At 60.2% G+C, this 15461-nt stretch carries 16 protein-coding genes; 1 reads left to right on the top strand and 15 read right to left on the bottom strand.

Annotation, left to right across the window (positions count from 1 at the left end; genetic code table 11):
- Positions 1–6 precede the first annotated feature (6 nt).
- From ispG to MHM37_RS02735, 10 genes are all read right to left on the bottom strand, one after another.
- Positions 7–1122: a flavodoxin-dependent (E)-4-hydroxy-3-methylbut-2-enyl-diphosphate synthase gene (gene ispG / locus MHM37_RS02780; protein ID WP_239295828.1), complete on the bottom strand. Its 1116-nt coding sequence runs from the start codon at positions 1120–1122 to the stop codon at positions 7–9.
- A gap of 8 nt (positions 1123–1130) precedes the next feature.
- On the bottom strand, positions 1131–2123 hold the full coding sequence (locus MHM37_RS02775) for a RodZ domain-containing protein (protein ID WP_239295829.1): 993 nt from the start codon (positions 2121–2123) through the stop codon (positions 1131–1133).
- 40 nt (positions 2124–2163) lie between these two features.
- On the bottom strand, positions 2164–2898 hold the full coding sequence (gene pilW / locus MHM37_RS02770) for a type IV pilus biogenesis/stability protein PilW (RefSeq protein WP_139525053.1): 735 nt from the start codon (positions 2896–2898) through the stop codon (positions 2164–2166).
- Between the two features lie 115 nt (positions 2899–3013).
- Positions 3014–4198: a 23S rRNA (adenine(2503)-C(2))-methyltransferase RlmN gene (gene rlmN, locus MHM37_RS02765; protein WP_139525054.1), complete on the bottom strand. Its 1185-nt coding sequence runs from the start codon at positions 4196–4198 to the stop codon at positions 3014–3016.
- An 82-nt stretch (positions 4199–4280) separates the two neighbouring features.
- Entirely contained in the window at positions 4281–4706 is a 426-nt protein-coding gene (gene ndk / locus MHM37_RS02760; RefSeq protein WP_153843982.1) for a nucleoside-diphosphate kinase, read from the bottom strand.
- Between the two features lie 177 nt (positions 4707–4883).
- The gene (locus MHM37_RS02755; protein ID WP_139525056.1) at positions 4884–5210 is read right to left on the bottom strand and encodes an iron-sulfur cluster assembly accessory protein; all 327 of its coding nucleotides are present in this window, start codon (positions 5208–5210) and stop codon (positions 4884–4886) included.
- Between the two features lie 43 nt (positions 5211–5253).
- The gene (locus tag MHM37_RS02750) at positions 5254–6423 is read right to left on the bottom strand and encodes an aminotransferase class V-fold PLP-dependent enzyme (protein ID WP_239295830.1); all 1170 of its coding nucleotides are present in this window, start codon (positions 6421–6423) and stop codon (positions 5254–5256) included.
- Between the two features lie 31 nt (positions 6424–6454).
- Positions 6455–6922 (bottom strand): Fe-S cluster assembly transcriptional regulator IscR, encoded by a 468-nt coding sequence (gene iscR / locus MHM37_RS02745; protein WP_239295831.1) that lies wholly within the window; start codon positions 6920–6922, stop codon positions 6455–6457.
- A gap of 77 nt (positions 6923–6999) precedes the next feature.
- Positions 7000–7914 carry a serine O-acetyltransferase gene (cysE, locus tag MHM37_RS02740; RefSeq protein WP_343218240.1) on the bottom strand — a complete coding sequence of 305 codons (915 nt, stop codon included), beginning with the start codon at positions 7912–7914 and terminating at the stop codon, positions 7000–7002.
- Between the two features lie 103 nt (positions 7915–8017).
- Positions 8018–8764, bottom strand: coding sequence for an RNA methyltransferase (locus tag MHM37_RS02735; RefSeq protein ID WP_239295833.1), 747 nt, complete (start codon positions 8762–8764; stop codon positions 8018–8020).
- Positions 8765–8904: 140 nt separating this feature from the next.
- On the opposite strand from MHM37_RS02735, the gene MHM37_RS02730 reads away from it, so the two are divergent.
- Positions 8905–9699, top strand: coding sequence for an inositol monophosphatase family protein (locus MHM37_RS02730; RefSeq protein WP_139525061.1), 795 nt, complete (start codon positions 8905–8907; stop codon positions 9697–9699).
- 121 nt (positions 9700–9820) lie between these two features.
- Here the strand turns inward: MHM37_RS02730 and secF are convergent, their stop codons facing one another.
- From secF to queA, 5 genes are all read right to left on the bottom strand, one after another.
- Positions 9821–10747: a protein translocase subunit SecF gene (secF, locus tag MHM37_RS02725; protein WP_239295834.1), complete on the bottom strand. Its 927-nt coding sequence runs from the start codon at positions 10745–10747 to the stop codon at positions 9821–9823.
- A gap of 49 nt (positions 10748–10796) precedes the next feature.
- Complete coding sequence (secD, locus tag MHM37_RS02720) at positions 10797–12650, bottom strand: protein translocase subunit SecD (protein ID WP_139525063.1); 1854 nt, start codon at positions 12648–12650, stop codon at positions 10797–10799.
- A 134-nt stretch (positions 12651–12784) separates the two neighbouring features.
- A complete protein-coding gene (gene yajC, locus MHM37_RS02715; protein ID WP_044628915.1) occupies positions 12785–13111 on the bottom strand; it encodes a preprotein translocase subunit YajC in 327 nt (108 codons plus the stop codon).
- A gap of 78 nt (positions 13112–13189) precedes the next feature.
- Positions 13190–14335, bottom strand: a complete 1146-nt coding sequence (tgt, locus tag MHM37_RS02710) for a tRNA guanosine(34) transglycosylase Tgt (RefSeq protein WP_239295835.1) — start codon at positions 14333–14335, stop codon at positions 13190–13192.
- Positions 14336–14371: 36 nt separating this feature from the next.
- Positions 14372–15403: a tRNA preQ1(34) S-adenosylmethionine ribosyltransferase-isomerase QueA gene (queA, locus tag MHM37_RS02705; RefSeq protein ID WP_239295836.1), complete on the bottom strand. Its 1032-nt coding sequence runs from the start codon at positions 15401–15403 to the stop codon at positions 14372–14374.
- Positions 15404–15461 lie beyond the last annotated feature (58 nt).

Genomic DNA, 15461 nt, shown 5'->3' with positions numbered 1-15461 from the left:
CGGGCGTTAAACGCTGCGCGCAATCATGTTCTCTTGCTGCTGCTCTTTTTGACGCACTTTATCGCGGATCAGCTTTTCCAGATCGTCGACGAGGTGGTCATTGCGCAACTTGCTCGCCGGCTTGCCATTGATATAGACCAAATTGGCAGGCGAGCCGCCGGTGAGGCCGATATCGGTCTCCTTGGCTTCGCCAGGGCCGTTGACCACACAGCCAATCACCGAGACGTCCAGCGGTGTCATCACGTCTTCCAGCCGCTCTTCGAGCTGGTTCATGGTGCTGATGACGTCAAAGTTCTGCCGCGAGCAGCTCGGGCAAGCAATGAAGTTGATTCCCTTGGCGCGCAACTTCAGGCTCTTGAGCATGTCGAACCCGACCTTGATCTCTTCTACCGGGTCGGCGGCCAGCGAGACGCGAATCGTGTCGCCGATACCGTCCATCAGCAGCATGCCCAGGCCAATGGACGATTTCACCGTGCCCGAGCGCAGGCCGCCCGCTTCGGTAATGCCCAGGTGCAGCGGCTGCTCGATGCGGTTTGCCAGGTCGCGATAGGCGGCCACGGCCATGAACACGTCCGATGCTTTGACGCTGACTTTGAATTCTTGGAAATCGAGACGATCCAGGTGGTCGATATGGCGCATCGCCGACTCGACCAGCGCCGCAGGCGTGGGTTCGCCATACTTCTTTTGCAGGTCTTTCTCCAGCGACCCCGCGTTCACGCCGATACGGATCGGAATGCCGTGGTCGCGGGCGGCGCTCACCACCGCGCGCACGCGGTCTTCCCGGCCAATATTGCCGGGGTTGATGCGCAGACAGTCCACGCCCAGCTCGGCGACCCGTAGCGCGATCTTGTAATCGAAGTGGATATCGGCCACCAGCGGCACGGCCACGCGCTGCTTGATCTTGCCGAAGGCCTCTGCGGCATCCATGTCGGGCACCGAGACGCGGACGATATCCGCTCCGGCTTTTTCCAATTGCTGGATCTGTCCGACAGTGGCCTCGACGTCCAGCGTGTTGGTGTTGGTCATGCTTTGCACTGAAATCGGTGCATCACCGCCCACCGCGACGTTGCCAACGTGAATTTGGCGTGACGGGCGGCGTTTGATCGGAGAAGGGGCGTGCATAAGACGGGTCACTCTCCCAGGGTAAAGCGGGCAACGTTATTGGCACCGGCGCGCTCGGCAAGGTCGACTAACTCACCTTGGTAACGCAGCTCCACGCCAGTGGCGTTGCCAACGGTTAAACGAAAAGGCGGTTCGCCCTCAACGCTGGCGGTGGTGCCGGGGTTTTGCAGGCCGACGAACACGCGCTGGTTGTTGGCATCGAAAATCTCGGTCCAGGATTGCTCGTTGAACGTCAGTTCGAGCAGGTTAGGGTTGGCGGCGGGAGCCGCCTCGGCCACGGTTTCCTCAGGCGCGTTGGTGGCGTCGACGGCGGCCTCGGTCTCGGCCGTTTGGTCGGCAGGCGTTTCATCGCTTGCCTGTGCGGGCTCGTCATTGCTCGCCACCGGTGCGGTGGCCGCATCGCTGAGATCGCTGTCGGGCGAGGCATCGCTAGCGGTGTCGTTGGTCGGCTCTTGCGTGACGGCAGGCTCGGGCGTGATCACCGACGTGGCGACTGGCGTGGGCTCGGGGGCTGGCTCGCTGATCGGCGCTTCGTTATCTTCCATCGTGGAAGAGGTACCAATGCTCGGCGGCTCGCTGCCGCCGCGGCTCTGCCACCAAGCGACCGTCACGGCAATCAGCCCCGCAATCACCAACAGGGTGACCAATTTGAAAAGCCAGGCACCTACCTTAGAAGGGGGCTTGGTGACGGCAACTGGCGCTACTTTACGGTCGGCATCGCTGGTGCCATGGCGCGCTTGGTAAGCGTCGAGCACCATGCGGTCGTCCATGCCCAGGTATTTGGCATAGGCGCGAAGGTAGCCGCGACGATAGGCGGCGACGGGAATCTCTCCGTAGTGATCGCGCTCTAGGCCATCCACCACAGCGGGGCGCAGGTTGAGGGCGCGGGCGGCTTCCGCTAACGGAACACCAAGCGACTCGCGTTGACGCGAGAGCAACTCACCAGGGGTTGCTGTGCTGGGGGCTGGGGTAACGCTATCGTGTAACTGTGTGTCGCTCATGGCTGAGCATCCTTCAATAATGTGGTGATCAGAGCGTCGATCAGCGGTTGAGCAAGCGCTGGTAGTCGGTGGCCGCGGCGTCGTCACCGCGGGCGAGGGCGACATCGATCGCCAGTTCCAGTGCTGCTGGGTCGGGGCCTGCCAGCTGCAAGTAGTTCTGCAGCGGCGCCCAGGCCTGATCATAATTGCCCTGTGAAATTTCCAGTTCGGCTAACATTAAATACCCGCGGGGGTTGCGCGGGTCGATGCTTTGCGCGCGCTGCAAACGTTCGCGCGCCTTATCCAATTCGTCGATGGCCAAATAGCACTGCCCTAAGTTGGTGAATAGCTGGGCGCGATTGGCGTACTGGGCATCTTGGGATGCCCTTTCTAACTGTTCGCAGGCTTGTGGAAACTGTTCCTGCTGGTACAAAAACGCGGCGTAGTTGTTACGTGCGCGGGTGAACGATGGCTCGGCATCTAGCGCTTGTTCGAAATAACGGTTGGCAAGCTCGCTCTCTCCCTGCTGCTGGTAGACCAGCGCAAGGGCTTGAAGTGCCTCGGGATGACGTGGGTTTAGCTCCAAAGCGCGGTCGAGGGCATTCAGGGCACGTGTCAGGTTATCACGCTCTAAGTAGGCGACGCCAAGCTGGGTATACGCCTCTACCGCAGCGGGATTGGCATCGCTGCGAACGGCCTGACCAGAGGTGGCGCAACCCGCTAGCAGCAGGCTGCCAGCAAGCACGGACAGCATGGGCATCCTGATGGAAATAATGCGCCTGCGGTGACCGATCATCTACGCCCTCTTGTGTCGGGTTGAACCATTGCCATACAGCGGGCGATTGCCAAGCGCCCGGCAAAAAACGTGTCCATCAAAGCGCTGTGTCGGTTGGAAGTCAAGACGACAGCGGTCAGTCAGCGTCGAGCTGTACAGACTGAATGTAGCGTGCGCTGCGCTTGGTACGATCCTTCACGCGGCCCACCAGCTGGCCACAGGCGGCGTCGATATCATCGCCTCGGGTGGTTCGTACGGTGGCGTTGTACTCCAAATCGTAGAGCCACTGTTGAAAGCGCATCACTTGGTTGCGTGACGGCTTCTCGTACCCTGAATGAGGGAACGGGTTGAACGGAATCAGGTTGATCTTGCACGGCAGCTCCTTGAGCAGTGCCGCGAGCTGTTCAGCGTGTTCCTGCTGATCGTTGACGTCTTTGATCAACGTGTATTCGATGGTGACCTGACGATTATCGGGGCACTTGGCCAGGTAGCGGTGGCAGGCGTCCAGCAGCGCACGGATGTTGTACTTACGGTTGATCGGCACCAGCTCGTTGCGCAGCTCATCGGTGGAGGCGTGTAGCGAGATGGCAAGGCTCACATCCAGTTCGTCGCCCAGTTTGTCCATCATCGGCACCACGCCGGAAGTGGAGAGCGTGACGCGGCGCTTGGAGAGTCCGTAACCGTTATCGTCGAGCATCAGCTTCATGGCTGGCACGACGTTATCGAAATTGAGCAGCGGTTCGCCCATGCCCATCATGACCACGTTGGTCACCGGGCGATTGGCGGTATCACGGCGTGGGCCAACGCTGCGTTGGGCGACCCACACTTGGCCGATGATCTCGGCGGCGGTCAAATTACGCTGAAAGCCCTGTTTACCGGTCGAGCAGAAGCTGCAGTCCAGTGAGCAGCCCACCTGGGAAGAGACGCATAGCGTGCGGCGCTTACCGTTTTCGGCAGGAATGAGCACCGTCTCGACGTAGCTGCCATCTTCTACCTCTAACACCCATTTACGCGTGCCGTCGCTAGACGTGCCTTCGTAGACGACGCCTGGACCGCGGATTTCGGCCACCTGGGAGAGCTTGTCGCGCAGGGCCTTCGACAGGTTGGTCATCGCCGTAAAGTCGTCGATGCCCTCCTGATGCATCCATTTCATGACCTGCGTGGCGCGAAATTTCTTTTCGCCGATCGACAAAAAGAACGCTTCCATCTGCTCGCGGGAGAGTCCCAGTAGGTTCTGGCGAGCGGGTGCTGGGTGTTCGGCCGTGGTGTTGTCCGGCGTCGTACGAGTGGCAGGCGTGTGTTGAGCTACGGTGGTGGTCATGGCGGTCAGCGTTCAGGAAGAGGCGGGGGCAAAGCCCCCGCAAAAATGGCCGGCAACGAAGGTTGAAACGGCAGCGCTTGATTTAGCGCGGGCAGATTTCGTCGTTACCGAAGAAGTAGCTAATTTCGCGCTCGGCGCTTTCCGGAGAATCAGAGCCATGGACAGCGTTGGCGTCAATTGTTTCCGCAAAGTCGGCACGGATGGTGCCTGGAGCCGCTTCTTTCGGGTTGGTGGCGCCCATCAACTCACGGTTTTTGGCAATGGCGCCTTCACCTTCCAATACCTGTACCACGACCGGACCGGAGGTCATGAAGCCGACCAGGTCTTTGAAGAAGGGGCGCTCTTTGTGCTCGGCGTAGAAGCCACCAGCCTTCTCTTCGGAGAGGTGCATCATTTTGGCGGCAACGACCTTCAGGCCGGCTTTTTCGAAGCGCGCGATGATGTCGCCAATGGCATTTTTAGCAACGGCATCGGGCTTGATGATGGAAAGAGTACGTTCAGTCGCCATGCAGAAATCTCCTCAAAAGGGATAAAGCAGAAATTGCCGCCTCGGAAAGCCGAGGCGGCGCAGGAAAAAAGGGTCGGCCAATGCCGCCTACTTCACCGGCTGCCGAGTGGCCGCGATTATAGCGCCTCCCGGTGGGGATGAATACCGGTGATATACGCTAGGTATTTAACGTGCGGCTTAGACCGTGAAGCTTTCACCGCAGCCGCACTGATCTTTGACATTGGGGTTGTTGAAGCGGAAAAAGCGGTTCAAGCCTTCGTTGACGTAGTCCACTTCGCTGCCGTCGAGCATTTCGAGCGCCTCGGGAGCGACATACACGCTGGCACCATGTGCCTCGAACCGAACGTCATCTGCTTGGGCTTCATCGGCAAAATCAAGTACGTAGCTGTAGCCAGAGCAGCCGCTGGGTTTGACCGATACGCGAAGGCCCAAGCCTTGGCCTCGCTCGTCCAGCACTCGGTGAATCTGTTCTGCCGCTGCGGGCGTAATGTTCAGTGTTGCCATGGAGCGTTCTCCTTTGAGAAATCGTTAGCCGTGCGTCAGCCGTCTAGCGCGCGTTGGCACGTAAGCCGCTCACCGCGTGGCGCAGTAGGGTGGCGGCGTGATCGATCTCGGCCTCTTGGGTAAAGCGCCCAATACTGAGTCGTAGCGACGACAGTGCCAGCCGACGGGGCGTACCAATACCCAACAGGACGTAAGAGGGATCGACGCTGGCCGAGTTGCAGGCCGAGCCGGTGGATACCGCTACGTCTCGCAGCGCCATCAACAGGGCCTCGCCATCCACGCCCTCGAAGGCCAGGTTGAGTATATTAGGGACGACGTGTTCCAGCGGTGAGTTGGAAACGACGCCCTCTAGGTCGGCCAAGCCGCTCAACAAACGCTCGCGTAACGCCGCAATGCGCGTTTGGTCCTCGCCCTGTTGCTGCTGCATGACGGCAAAGGCTTCCCCCATCCCGGCGATCTGATGGGTGGGCAGTGTGCCGGAACGCATGCCGCGCTCATGCCCGCCGCCATGAATCAGGGCTTCGATGCGAATGTCTGGGTGGCGCTTCACGTACAGTGCACCGACGCCTTTGGGGCCGTAGGCCTTATGGCCAGAAAGCGACAGTAGATCGATATGCTGGGCGACCACGTCGAGCGGAATCCGACCCACCGCCTGCGCAGCATCGCTATGAAACGCCGCGCCGAAGTCATGGGCGACCTCTGCCAGAGCAGCGATATCATGGATGCTGCCCAATTCATTATTCACCGCCATCAGCGATACCAGCGCCGTATCATCTCGCATGGCGGCGCGCAGTTGCTCGGGCGTGACCCGACCGTCATCGCCAGGCGTGAGCCAAGTGACTTCGAAGCCTTCGCTTTCAAGGGCCTTGGCGGTATCTACCACCGCTTTATGCTCGATACACGAGGTGACGAGGTGCATGCCTCGCTCGCGGTTGGCGCGCATGAAGCCGATGAGTGCGAGGTTGTTGGCTTCGGTGGCACCACTGGTCCAGACGATCTCACGCGGGTCGGCGCCGATCATGTCGGCCACTTGACGCCGCGCCTGTTCGACCACCTGCTCGGCTTGCCAACCCAGCATATGACTACGCGAGGCGGGGTTGGCGAACAGTTGATCGACGGTGAGGTAGCGCTGCATGACCTCGGCCACGCGCTCATCGACCGGCGTCGTGGCGGCATAATCGAGATAAATGGGCAGCGAAGGGGTAGCAGTCATCGTCATGGGTTCCAGCGTGAAATAAAGGCTTTCAAGGTGAGGAGGCGAGGATGCCAGCCTCGACCCGCTGCTGTTGCCGGGTTGCAATACGAATGACATCTGGACGCTGTATCAACTGCGCCAGGGTAATATCGTCGAGGAAACTGCGAATTTGCCCTGACAGCTCGCACCACAAATGGTGGGTCAAGCAGGTATCGCCCTGCTGGCAGTCGGAAAGCCCCTGACAGCGCGTCGCGTCGACGGTTTCATTGACCGCATCGATCACCTGAGACACGCTGATCGCCTCGGGCTCTCTAGCCAAGAGATAGCCGCCCCCCGGTCCGCGTACGCTGCTGACCAGCCCTGCCCGACGCAGTCTGGCAAACAGCTGCTCTAGGTAGGAGAGGGAAATCTCCTGGCGCTGGGAAATATCGCCCAGGCTGGTGGGGCCGCTTGGAGCGTTGATCGCCAAATCCAGCATGGCGGTAACGGCGTAACGGCCTTTCGTGGTCAAGCGCATGGCAGGTACCTCGTCGCTGAACGTTCAGCGCGCTGGCAGCAAATGTTGCGCCATTATGGAAATCCTGAGTGCTTTGGTCAACTATTGCGCGTCGTGCTGCTCTTGGCTGCCTCGTCGCTACGCTCCTGGGGGGGGCGACGCAAGCCAGGGCAGCCAGTATCGTTCTCCTCCAGAATCTCGGCAAAGTCTTCGTCCCGCAGGGCTGGCAACTGGCCGTCACGGTAGTTAGCGTCCAGCTTGCGCAGCGTGGAGCACATGCGCTCGATACGCTCGTCCACGGCGTGCATATGATCGAGCATCGCCTGCATCGAACGTGCCACCGGGTCGGGCATGTCTTGGCTGACGCCGTAAGCATCGAAGCCAAATTTCTGGCAGATGGCTTCGCGGCGGGCGGGATCGATGTCCAGTGCCTCCTCTACGTCCGGATCCGCGCGCTTGACGATTTTGCCAGGAATACCCACGACGGTTGCCCCCGCCGGCACTTCTTTGGTGACCACGGCATTCGAGCCGATCTTGGCACCGGCTCCTACGGTAAACGGCCCCAGTATTTTGGCGCCGGCACCGACGATGACACCGTCTTCCAGAGTGGGGTGACGCTTGCCTTTGTTCCAGCTCGTGCCGCCCAGCGTCACGCCTTGGTAGAGCGTCACGTTATCGCCGACGCGGGCGGTTTCGCCGATTACGACCCCCATGCCGTGGTCGATGAAAAAGCGTCGCCCGATGGTCGCGCCAGGGTGGATTTCGATGCCGGTCAGCCAGCGGGAAAAGGTCGATAGCGTCCGTGCCAACCATTTGAAGTTCTTTTGCCATAGCCAATGGCTGCAGCGGTGCAGCAGCAGGGCGTGCAGGCCGGGGTAGTTGGTCAGCACCTCAAGAAAGTTACGTGCCGCAGGGTCGCGGTCGAAAACGCTATTGATGTCTTCACGCAGGCGTTGAAACATGGGTGATCCTTGGGCGGTGAGGGCGGCAGCACGTCGGTGTTGGCGTGTCATTAGCGCACAGCGACAGTCGACAGTGCGATGTTGGGGCGCGTGAGCACCACTTCAAGTTTAGGTCATCGCCGTTTGACTGGCGCGCGTGTCTAGCCTTGTCATCCTACTTCTCTACGTGTGGCTGGGCGGCTTTCTCAGTGGCCGACAGAATGCCGCGCAGGATGTTCATTTCCATCTTTTCCGGTCGTGACCGTAAATAGAGGCGGCGCAGGCGTGCCATGAGTTGGCGTGGCTGTGCAGGGTCGTGGAACTCGATAGCGATCAGCGTGCGCTCCAGGTGTTCGAAGTAACGCTCGAGCTCCTCGTGGGTCGCCAGCTCGTCCTTGTCATCGGCCATTGCGGGGGCCTCGGATTGGCCAAGCCACGCCATGCGGCACTCGTAAGCCACCACTTGAACGGCCGCAGCGAGGTTGAGCGAGCTGAAATCAGCGTTGGTGGGAATATGCACGTGGGCATGACAGCGCTGCAGCTCGGCATTGGTCAGTCCACTATCTTCACGACCAAACACCAGCGCCACACGGGCGTAGTCGGCCTGGCACTCCCCCGGCAGGCGCTCGGCAAGCGCCCGTGGAGAAATCATGGGCCAAGGTAGCGTGCGCGAGCGTGCGCTGGCGCCCACGGCCAGGGTGCAGTCGGCCACCGCGTCTTCGAGCGTGGCGTGTACCGTGGCTTGATGCAACAAGTGGTCCGCACCAGAGGCGCGTGAGATGCTGTCTTGGGTGACCACATCGCAGCGCGGCGCGACCAGGGCGAGATCCGCCAGCCCCATGTTATGCATAGCGCGTGCGACGCCGCCAATATTGCCAGGGTGGCTGGTGCCAATTAGAACGATTCGGATGCGCTCAAGCATAGTAGACCCGGTTAAAATGGCTAAAACGCGCAGTCTAGCACGAGTCGATGGCATGCCCGAGGGGGCTCTGTTAGAATTGCCCGCCATAAGGCGCATGGCGCCTGCCCCGTTCTTTAACATCACTGTGACAAGGCCCGATCATGAATCCGATGGTCCAATTTACGCTGCGCGCTGCGCGTAGCGCCGTTGAGCACTTTTTACGCGTCCGCGAACGCATTGAAAACGCCCATGAAGAATTCAATCTCGACCGATTGTTAGAAGATACGGCGCGCAAGGCCGAGGCGACCATCGTTCAACAGCTGCAGCGCGGTTATCCGCAGCATGGTTTCTCCGGCCGCTACACCCCCCATAAAGCGGGGGAAGGCGAAGGTGAAGAGATCGTTTGGAAAATCGAACCGCTGCACGGCTACTCTAACCTAGCCGTGGCCGGTAAGGGCTTTGCACTCTCAGTGGTGTGTCTTGTCAAAGGTCGTCCCGAACACGCCGTGGTGATCTCTCCTTTTGGTGACGATGAATACATCGCCAGCCGTGGCCGCGGTGCTCAACACAACGACAAACGGATGCGTGTGAGCAAACCGACCTCGATCCCTGCAACGCGCATGGCGATGAGCCTGCCGGAAGCCTGGCTGCGCCCGAGCCACTTACCCGCTTACTTGACCATTACCCAGCAGCTCGCCCCGCAGGTGGAGTCGCTGCTGGCCACGGGTAGCGGCCTGCTGGACATGTGCGAGCTGGCCGCTGGCCGCGTCGATAGCGTCTTCGTGTTGGGCTTGGAAGAGCAGGACATGCAGGTCGGCACGCTGCTGCTGAAAGAAGCGGGCGCACTCATGGGCACCCCGGACGGCAAGCCATCCGTGGATGTCGAAGGTCAGCTCATGGCGGCAGGCCCGCGCCTGTACAAGGCGCTCATCAAGCAGTTGGCGCCGCACTTCTAGTCATTGGCGGCGCGATGGCGTTGTGTGTGATGGGTGAGTGGTGGATGGTACGCCGTCAATGGTAGTAAAAAGGCCCTGCCGGGTGTCCGGCAGGGCCTTTTCGTTGGCGGCTATCCCATGGTTAGGGCAGCTCTTCTTCCTCTTCATCCACTTCTTTCTTGGTAGGAATGAGGTCTTCCCGAGAGAGCTTCAGCGGAATCAGCAGGGCGCCGGAGATGTAAATAGACGAGAACGTGCCCACCACGATACCCACTAATAAAGCGATGGCGAAGTTCTCGATCATGTCGCCACCAAGCATTAGTAGCGCCAGCAAGACCAGAACGGTCGTGCCCGATGTCGCCAGCGTGCGTGACAGCGTGGCGTTCAGTGCTTCGTTGAAAATCTGCGGCATGTCGTCGATACGCGAGGTGCGAATCGTCTCGCGGATGCGGTCATACACGACGATGGTGTCGTTTAGCGAGTAGCCGATGACTGCGAGAATCGCCGCCAGCACCGTCAGGTCGAAGTCGAGCTGGAACAGAGCAAAGACCCCCACGACAATGATGACGTCATGCAGCAAGGCCAACAGGGCACCGAGTGCGAACTTGTACTGGAAGCGAAAGGCTACATAGAGCATGACCACGCCCAGTGCCACGAGCAGCCCCAGACCACTCTGGTCGCGAAGCTGATCGCCGACTTGGGCGCCGACGAACTCGGCGCGTACCAGACTGACGCTATCGCCGTTGGCCCGCAGGAGGTTGACGACGTCGTTACCCACATCACCATCGAAGGCTTGCTGTAAGCGAATCAGGACCTCCGTCGACGCGCCAAAGGTCTGCACCGATACATCTTGGAAGCCGCTGCTCTCTAGCAGTTGCCGAATGGCATCCAGGGAGGGAGCGGTGCCGTAGCGAACCTCCACCAGGGTGCCGCCCGTGAAGTCCAGCCCCAGGTTGAGCTGCTGGAAGACGATGGCACCGATCGAGACGATCAGCATCACCGCCGAGACGATGAACGCCAGGTTGCGCCGTCCCATGAAGTCGATGCGCAGTTGGGTTAGGGGTTTCATGACCACCTCTTAAATTCTTTGCTGAGCGCGTGTTGTGATCTCATCGATATCAGATCCACAGCTTTTTGACGGGCTTGCCACCGTAGGTCAGATTGACCATGGCACGCGTGACCAGCAGCGCAGTGAACATCGACGTCAAAATGCCGATAGAGAGCGTAACGGCAAAGCCTTTTACCGGGCCGGTGCCAATCGAGAACAGAATCACTGCCACTAGCAAGGTGGTAATGTTGGCATCCACGATCGAGGTAAAGGCACGCTCGTAGCCCGCGTAAATGGCCTGCTGAATCGACATGCCGTTACGCAGCTCTTCGCGTATCCGCTCGAAGATCAGCACGTTGGCATCCACCGCCATCCCGAGCGTCAGTACGATACCGGCTATGCCTGGCAGCGTGAGCGTGGCGCCTAGCATCGACATCACCGCGACCAGCAGCGTCAAGTTGAGTGCCAGCGCCACGTTGGCAAACACGCCAAATACTTTGTAACGCACCAGCATGAACAGCACGACCAACAGTAAGCCGATCTGAACCGAGAGCAGGCCGCGTTCGATGTTTTCTGCGCCCAGGCTGGGGCCGATGGTGCGCTCTTGCACGAAGTAGATCGGCGCGGCGAGCGAGCCGGAACGCAGCAGCAGAGCGAGTTCGGCGGCTTCGGTGGGGGAGTCGAGACCAGTGATGCGGAAGCTGTTGCCCAGCGCACTTTGAATGGTCGCCAAGCTGATCAGGCCACGCTCGGTGTAGGGCTCACGAACGATGGTCTCTTCGCCGGTTTCCGGGTCGACTTCGATGCGGTCTTCGCTTTTATGCTCGATGAACAGCACCGCCATGTTGCGCCCGATGTTGGTGCGCGTGGCGCGGTTCATCAGCGTACCGCCGGTGCCGTCCAGGTTGATGTTGACCTGAGGGCGGCCGTTCTCGTCGAAGCTATTACTGGCGCTGGAAACGCTGTCACCGGTGATGATCACATCGCGCATCAGCTCTGCCGAACGAGAGGGATCGTTGCGAAACTCGAAGCGTTCGGTTTCGGCATCCGGTGTATCGTTGCGCGCCTCGAGACGAAATTCGAGGTTGGCCGTCGCACCGACGATCCGCTTGGCGGCCACGGTGTCCTGCACGCCCGGCAGTTCGACCACGATTTGGCTCGGGCCTTGGCGCTGCACCATGGGTTCGGCGACGCCCAGCTCGTTCACCCGGTTACGCAGCGTGGTCAAGTTCTGGTTGATCGCATAGTCCTGGATTTCGTTGACCGTCATGTCGCTTAGCGTCATGACCAGGCTCGAAGCGCGGCCATCCCCTTCGTTGGTGTACTCGAAGTTGGGGAAGTCGCGGCTGATCAAACGGCGGGCGGCGTCGCGGTCTTCGCTGCTGGCGAAGTCGATCGACAGCGAGCGGTCGTCAATGGTGGTGTTGCGGTAGCGAATACGCTCGCTGCGCAGTAACTCACGCATGGCGCTGGCGTTCACTTCGAGGCGTTGGGTCAGCGCCGCCTCCATATCCACTTCCAGCAGGAAGTGAACACCGCCGCGTAAATCGAGGCCCAGCGTCATGGGGGAGGCCGCAAACGCTTGCAGCCACTCAGGGGTGGCATCGGCCAAGTTGAGGGCAACGGTGGCGTTGGGGCCCAGCACGTCGGCGGCGATGTCACGGGCGTCGAGCTGGTCGTCATCGCTCTGTAAACGAATCAGCCACTGACCGTTGGTCTCTTCGACGGCTTTGACGGCGATATCGCTCTCGCTGAGCGCTTCTTCGACACGGGTAATCTGCCGTTCATCCAGGGCGTTGCCTTGTGCATCGCTCACCTGAATGGCGGGATCTGCGGGGAATAGATTGGGAAGCGAGTAGATAAGGCCAACCACCAGGACGACCAGTATCAGCAGATACTTCCACAGGGGGTAACGGTTGAGCATGCAAGCCCTGCCTTCAATTACAAACGGAATCGCTGTGCACAGACAGGCTGCGCACAGCAACGTTCACCATCGACGCTACCATGTCACCCCTGCCGGGGTGGCTGGCACTGGGTCGGCAGGGGGGAGTGCAAGCGTTAGATGGACTTAATGGTGCCTTTAGGCAGTACGGCGGCCACGGCGTTTTTCTGCACGTTGACTTCGGTACCTTCAGAGACTTCCAGGGTCAGGAACTCGTCGCTGACTTTGGTCACGCGGCCAACCAAACCGCCGCCAATCACGACTTCATCGCCCTTGGCAAGGCCCGATACCAACTGCTTGTGCTGCTTGGCACGTTTGGCTTGCGGACGCCACAGCAGGAAGTAAAAGATCAGCACGAAGCCGACCAGCATGACGATTTGCGCGATGCCACCGCCAGCGGCGGCTTCTTGGGCATGGGCTGGTGAGATGAAGAAATCCAGCATTGCAGGGAACTCCTGGGTTAGAACACTCAATGGGTGAGTGGGTCATGCCACCCGCAACGGCGGGCGGCCATAAAAGGATTAGGACTCAGCGCCCGCAAGGGGTGGCACCGGGAGGCCGCGCCTTGCATAGAAGCTTTCCACAAAGGTCGTCAATGTACCCGCTTCGATTGCCGCGCGCAAATCAGCCATCACCCGCTGGTAGTAGCGTAAGTTATGGATCGTATTGAGCATGGAACCGAGCATTTCATTGCAGCGATCCAGGTGATGCAGATAGCCACGGGAGAAGTTCTGACAGGTGTGGCAATCGCACTCTTCATCCAGCGGACGGGTATCGAAACGGTGCTTGGCGTTGCGGATCTTGACGGTGCCTTCGGAGGTGAACAGGTGGCCGTTACGCGCGTTACGCGTGGGCATCACACAGTCGAACATATCCACCCCGCGACGTACGCCTTCGACGAGGTCTTCTGGCTTGCCCACGCCCATCAAGTAACGGGGCGTGTCGTCGGGCATCCAAGTGGGCAGGTAGTCGAGGACCTTGATCATCTCCTCTTTGGGCTCGCCCACCGAGAGGCCGCCAATGGCCAAGCCATCGAAGCCGATCTCCAACAGCCCCTTGAGCGAGCGCTCACGCAGCTCTGGGTGCATGCCGCCCTGGATGATGCCGAACAGGGCAGAGGGCGAGACGCCGTGGGCATCCCGGGAGCGTTTGGCCCACCGCAGCGATAGTTCCATGGATTTTTCGGCCTCTTCGAACGTGGCCGGATAGGGCGTGCACTCGTCGAAGATCATGACGACATCAGAGCCCAGCGAGCGCTGCACCGCCATGGACTCTTCCGGACCCATGAACACTTTGCTGCCGTCCACCGGCGAGCGGAAATGTACGCCCTGCTCGGTGATCTTGCGCATCTCGCCCAGCGAGAACACCTGGAAGCCGCCGGAGTCGGTCAGGATCGGCTTATCCCACTGGGCGAAGTCGTGCAGGTCGCCGTGAGCTTCGATCACGTCGGTGCCGGGGCGTAGCCAGAGATGAAAGGTATTGCCCAGGATGATCTCTGCGCCGATCTCTTTGACCGACTCGGGCGTCATGCCCTTGACCGTGCCGTAGGTGCCGACCGGCATGAACGCAGGGGTTTCCACCGTGCCACGGGGGAAGTGCAAACGGCCACGACGCGCGCGGCCATCCTCGGCTAAGCGCTCGAAGCGCATGAAGCATTCGTTTCGCATCACAATAACTCGTTGTTCAATCGGTAAGCGCGTCGGTTAGCGGGTCAGCAGCATGGCATCGCCGTAGCTGAAGAAGGCGTAGCGCTCTTCAACTGCCGTGCGGTAGGCCTGCATGATGTGCTCATAGCCCGCGAACGCCGATACCAGCATCAATAGGGTGGATTCGGGTAGATGGAAATTGGTAATCAGAGCATCCACGCAGCGCCACTCGTAGCCGGGGTAAATGAAGATGTCGGTATCGCCACTGAACGGCGCTATCTGGCCATCGCTACTTTTCATGCAAGCGCTCTCCAGGCAGCGAACGCTCGTCGTTCCCACGGCGATCACGCGTTTACCGGCGGCTTGCGTCTCGCGAATCTGTTGGCAGGTGGCCTCGGTGACCTCGATCCATTCGCTGTGCATATGGTGTTCGAGAATGTTATCCACCCGCACCGGCTGGAAGGTGCCCGCGCCAACGTGCAGCGTCACGAAAGCGCTGCCGATGCCTTTTTCGGCCAGGGCATCCAGCAGCGGCTGGTCGAAGTGCAGCCCAGCGGTCGGTGCTGCGACGGCCCCGTCTCGGCGAGCGTAGACGGTTTGGTAGCGCTCCCGGTCGCTTAGCTCGTCTTCCCGGGTAATGTAGGGGGGCAGCGGCATATGGCCGTGCTTTTCCAGCAGCGCGATCATCGGCGTGTCGCCTAAAAAGCGCAGCTCGAATAGGGCGTCGCGGCGGCCTTCGACCACGGCGTGGATGTCGCCTTCGAAAATCAGCTCAGTGCCCGGCTTGGGCGACTTGCTAGAACGAAGGTGAGCCAGCCCCCGGTGGCTATCTAGAGGGCGCTCCAGCAGCATTTCCACCTTACCCCCGCTGGCCTTGTGGCCGTGCAGGCGGGCGGGAATCACTCGGGTGTCGTTGAAGACCAACAGATCGCCGGGTTCCAGCAGGTCCAACAAATCGGGAAAACGGCGGTGGTCCAGCGCACCGTTTTGGCCATCCACACACAGTAATCGGCAATCGCTGCGCCGTTCGGACGGATAGCGGGCAATCAACTCATCGGGTAGCTCGAAATGGAAATCCGCGCGCTGCATGTGAAAAAAGCTCTTTCAGTGGTCGAACAGGCCGCCTAGGATAGCGCTTTAGGTCGAT

This window comes from Halomonas sp. MMH1-48, from assembly GCF_022348105.1.
Classification (GTDB): Bacteria; Pseudomonadota; Gammaproteobacteria; order Pseudomonadales; family Halomonadaceae; genus Vreelandella; species Vreelandella piezotolerans.
This window is presented reverse-complemented; position numbering and strand designations above follow the sequence as displayed.

What these genes read in the sequence shown, in the direction of transcription:
- ispG (WP_239295828.1), bottom strand. Translation starts at nt 1,122, where the DNA reads ATGCACGCCCCTTCTCCGATCAAACGCCGCCCGTCACGCCAAATTCAC.
- MHM37_RS02775 (WP_239295829.1), bottom strand. Translation starts at nt 2,123, where the DNA reads ATGAGCGACACACAGTTACACGATAGCGTTACCCCAGCCCCCAGCACA.
- pilW (WP_139525053.1), bottom strand. Translation starts at nt 2,898, where the DNA reads ATGATCGGTCACCGCAGGCGCATTATTTCCATCAGGATGCCCATGCTG.
- rlmN (WP_139525054.1), bottom strand. Translation starts at nt 4,198, where the DNA reads ATGACCACCACCGTAGCTCAACACACGCCTGCCACTCGTACGACGCCG.
- ndk (WP_153843982.1), bottom strand. Translation starts at nt 4,706, where the DNA reads ATGGCGACTGAACGTACTCTTTCCATCATCAAGCCCGATGCCGTTGCT.
- MHM37_RS02755 (WP_139525056.1), bottom strand. Translation starts at nt 5,210, where the DNA reads ATGGCAACACTGAACATTACGCCCGCAGCGGCAGAACAGATTCACCGA.
- MHM37_RS02750 (WP_239295830.1), bottom strand. Translation starts at nt 6,423, where the DNA reads ATGACTGCTACCCCTTCGCTGCCCATTTATCTCGATTATGCCGCCACG.
- iscR (WP_239295831.1), bottom strand. Translation starts at nt 6,922, where the DNA reads ATGCGCTTGACCACGAAAGGCCGTTACGCCGTTACCGCCATGCTGGAT.
- cysE (WP_343218240.1), bottom strand. Translation starts at nt 7,914, where the DNA reads ATGACACGCCAACACCGACGTGCTGCCGCCCTCACCGCCCAAGGATCA.
- MHM37_RS02735 (WP_239295833.1), bottom strand. Translation starts at nt 8,764, where the DNA reads ATGCTTGAGCGCATCCGAATCGTTCTAATTGGCACCAGCCACCCTGGC.
- MHM37_RS02730 (WP_139525061.1), top strand. Translation starts at nt 8,905, where the DNA reads ATGAATCCGATGGTCCAATTTACGCTGCGCGCTGCGCGTAGCGCCGTT.
- secF (WP_239295834.1), bottom strand. Translation starts at nt 10,747, where the DNA reads ATGAAACCCCTAACCCAACTGCGCATCGACTTCATGGGACGGCGCAAC.
- secD (WP_139525063.1), bottom strand. Translation starts at nt 12,650, where the DNA reads ATGCTCAACCGTTACCCCCTGTGGAAGTATCTGCTGATACTGGTCGTC.
- yajC (WP_044628915.1), bottom strand. Translation starts at nt 13,111, where the DNA reads ATGCTGGATTTCTTCATCTCACCAGCCCATGCCCAAGAAGCCGCCGCT.
- tgt (WP_239295835.1), bottom strand. Translation starts at nt 14,335, where the DNA reads ATGCGAAACGAATGCTTCATGCGCTTCGAGCGCTTAGCCGAGGATGGC.
- queA (WP_239295836.1), bottom strand. Translation starts at nt 15,403, where the DNA reads ATGCAGCGCGCGGATTTCCATTTCGAGCTACCCGATGAGTTGATTGCC.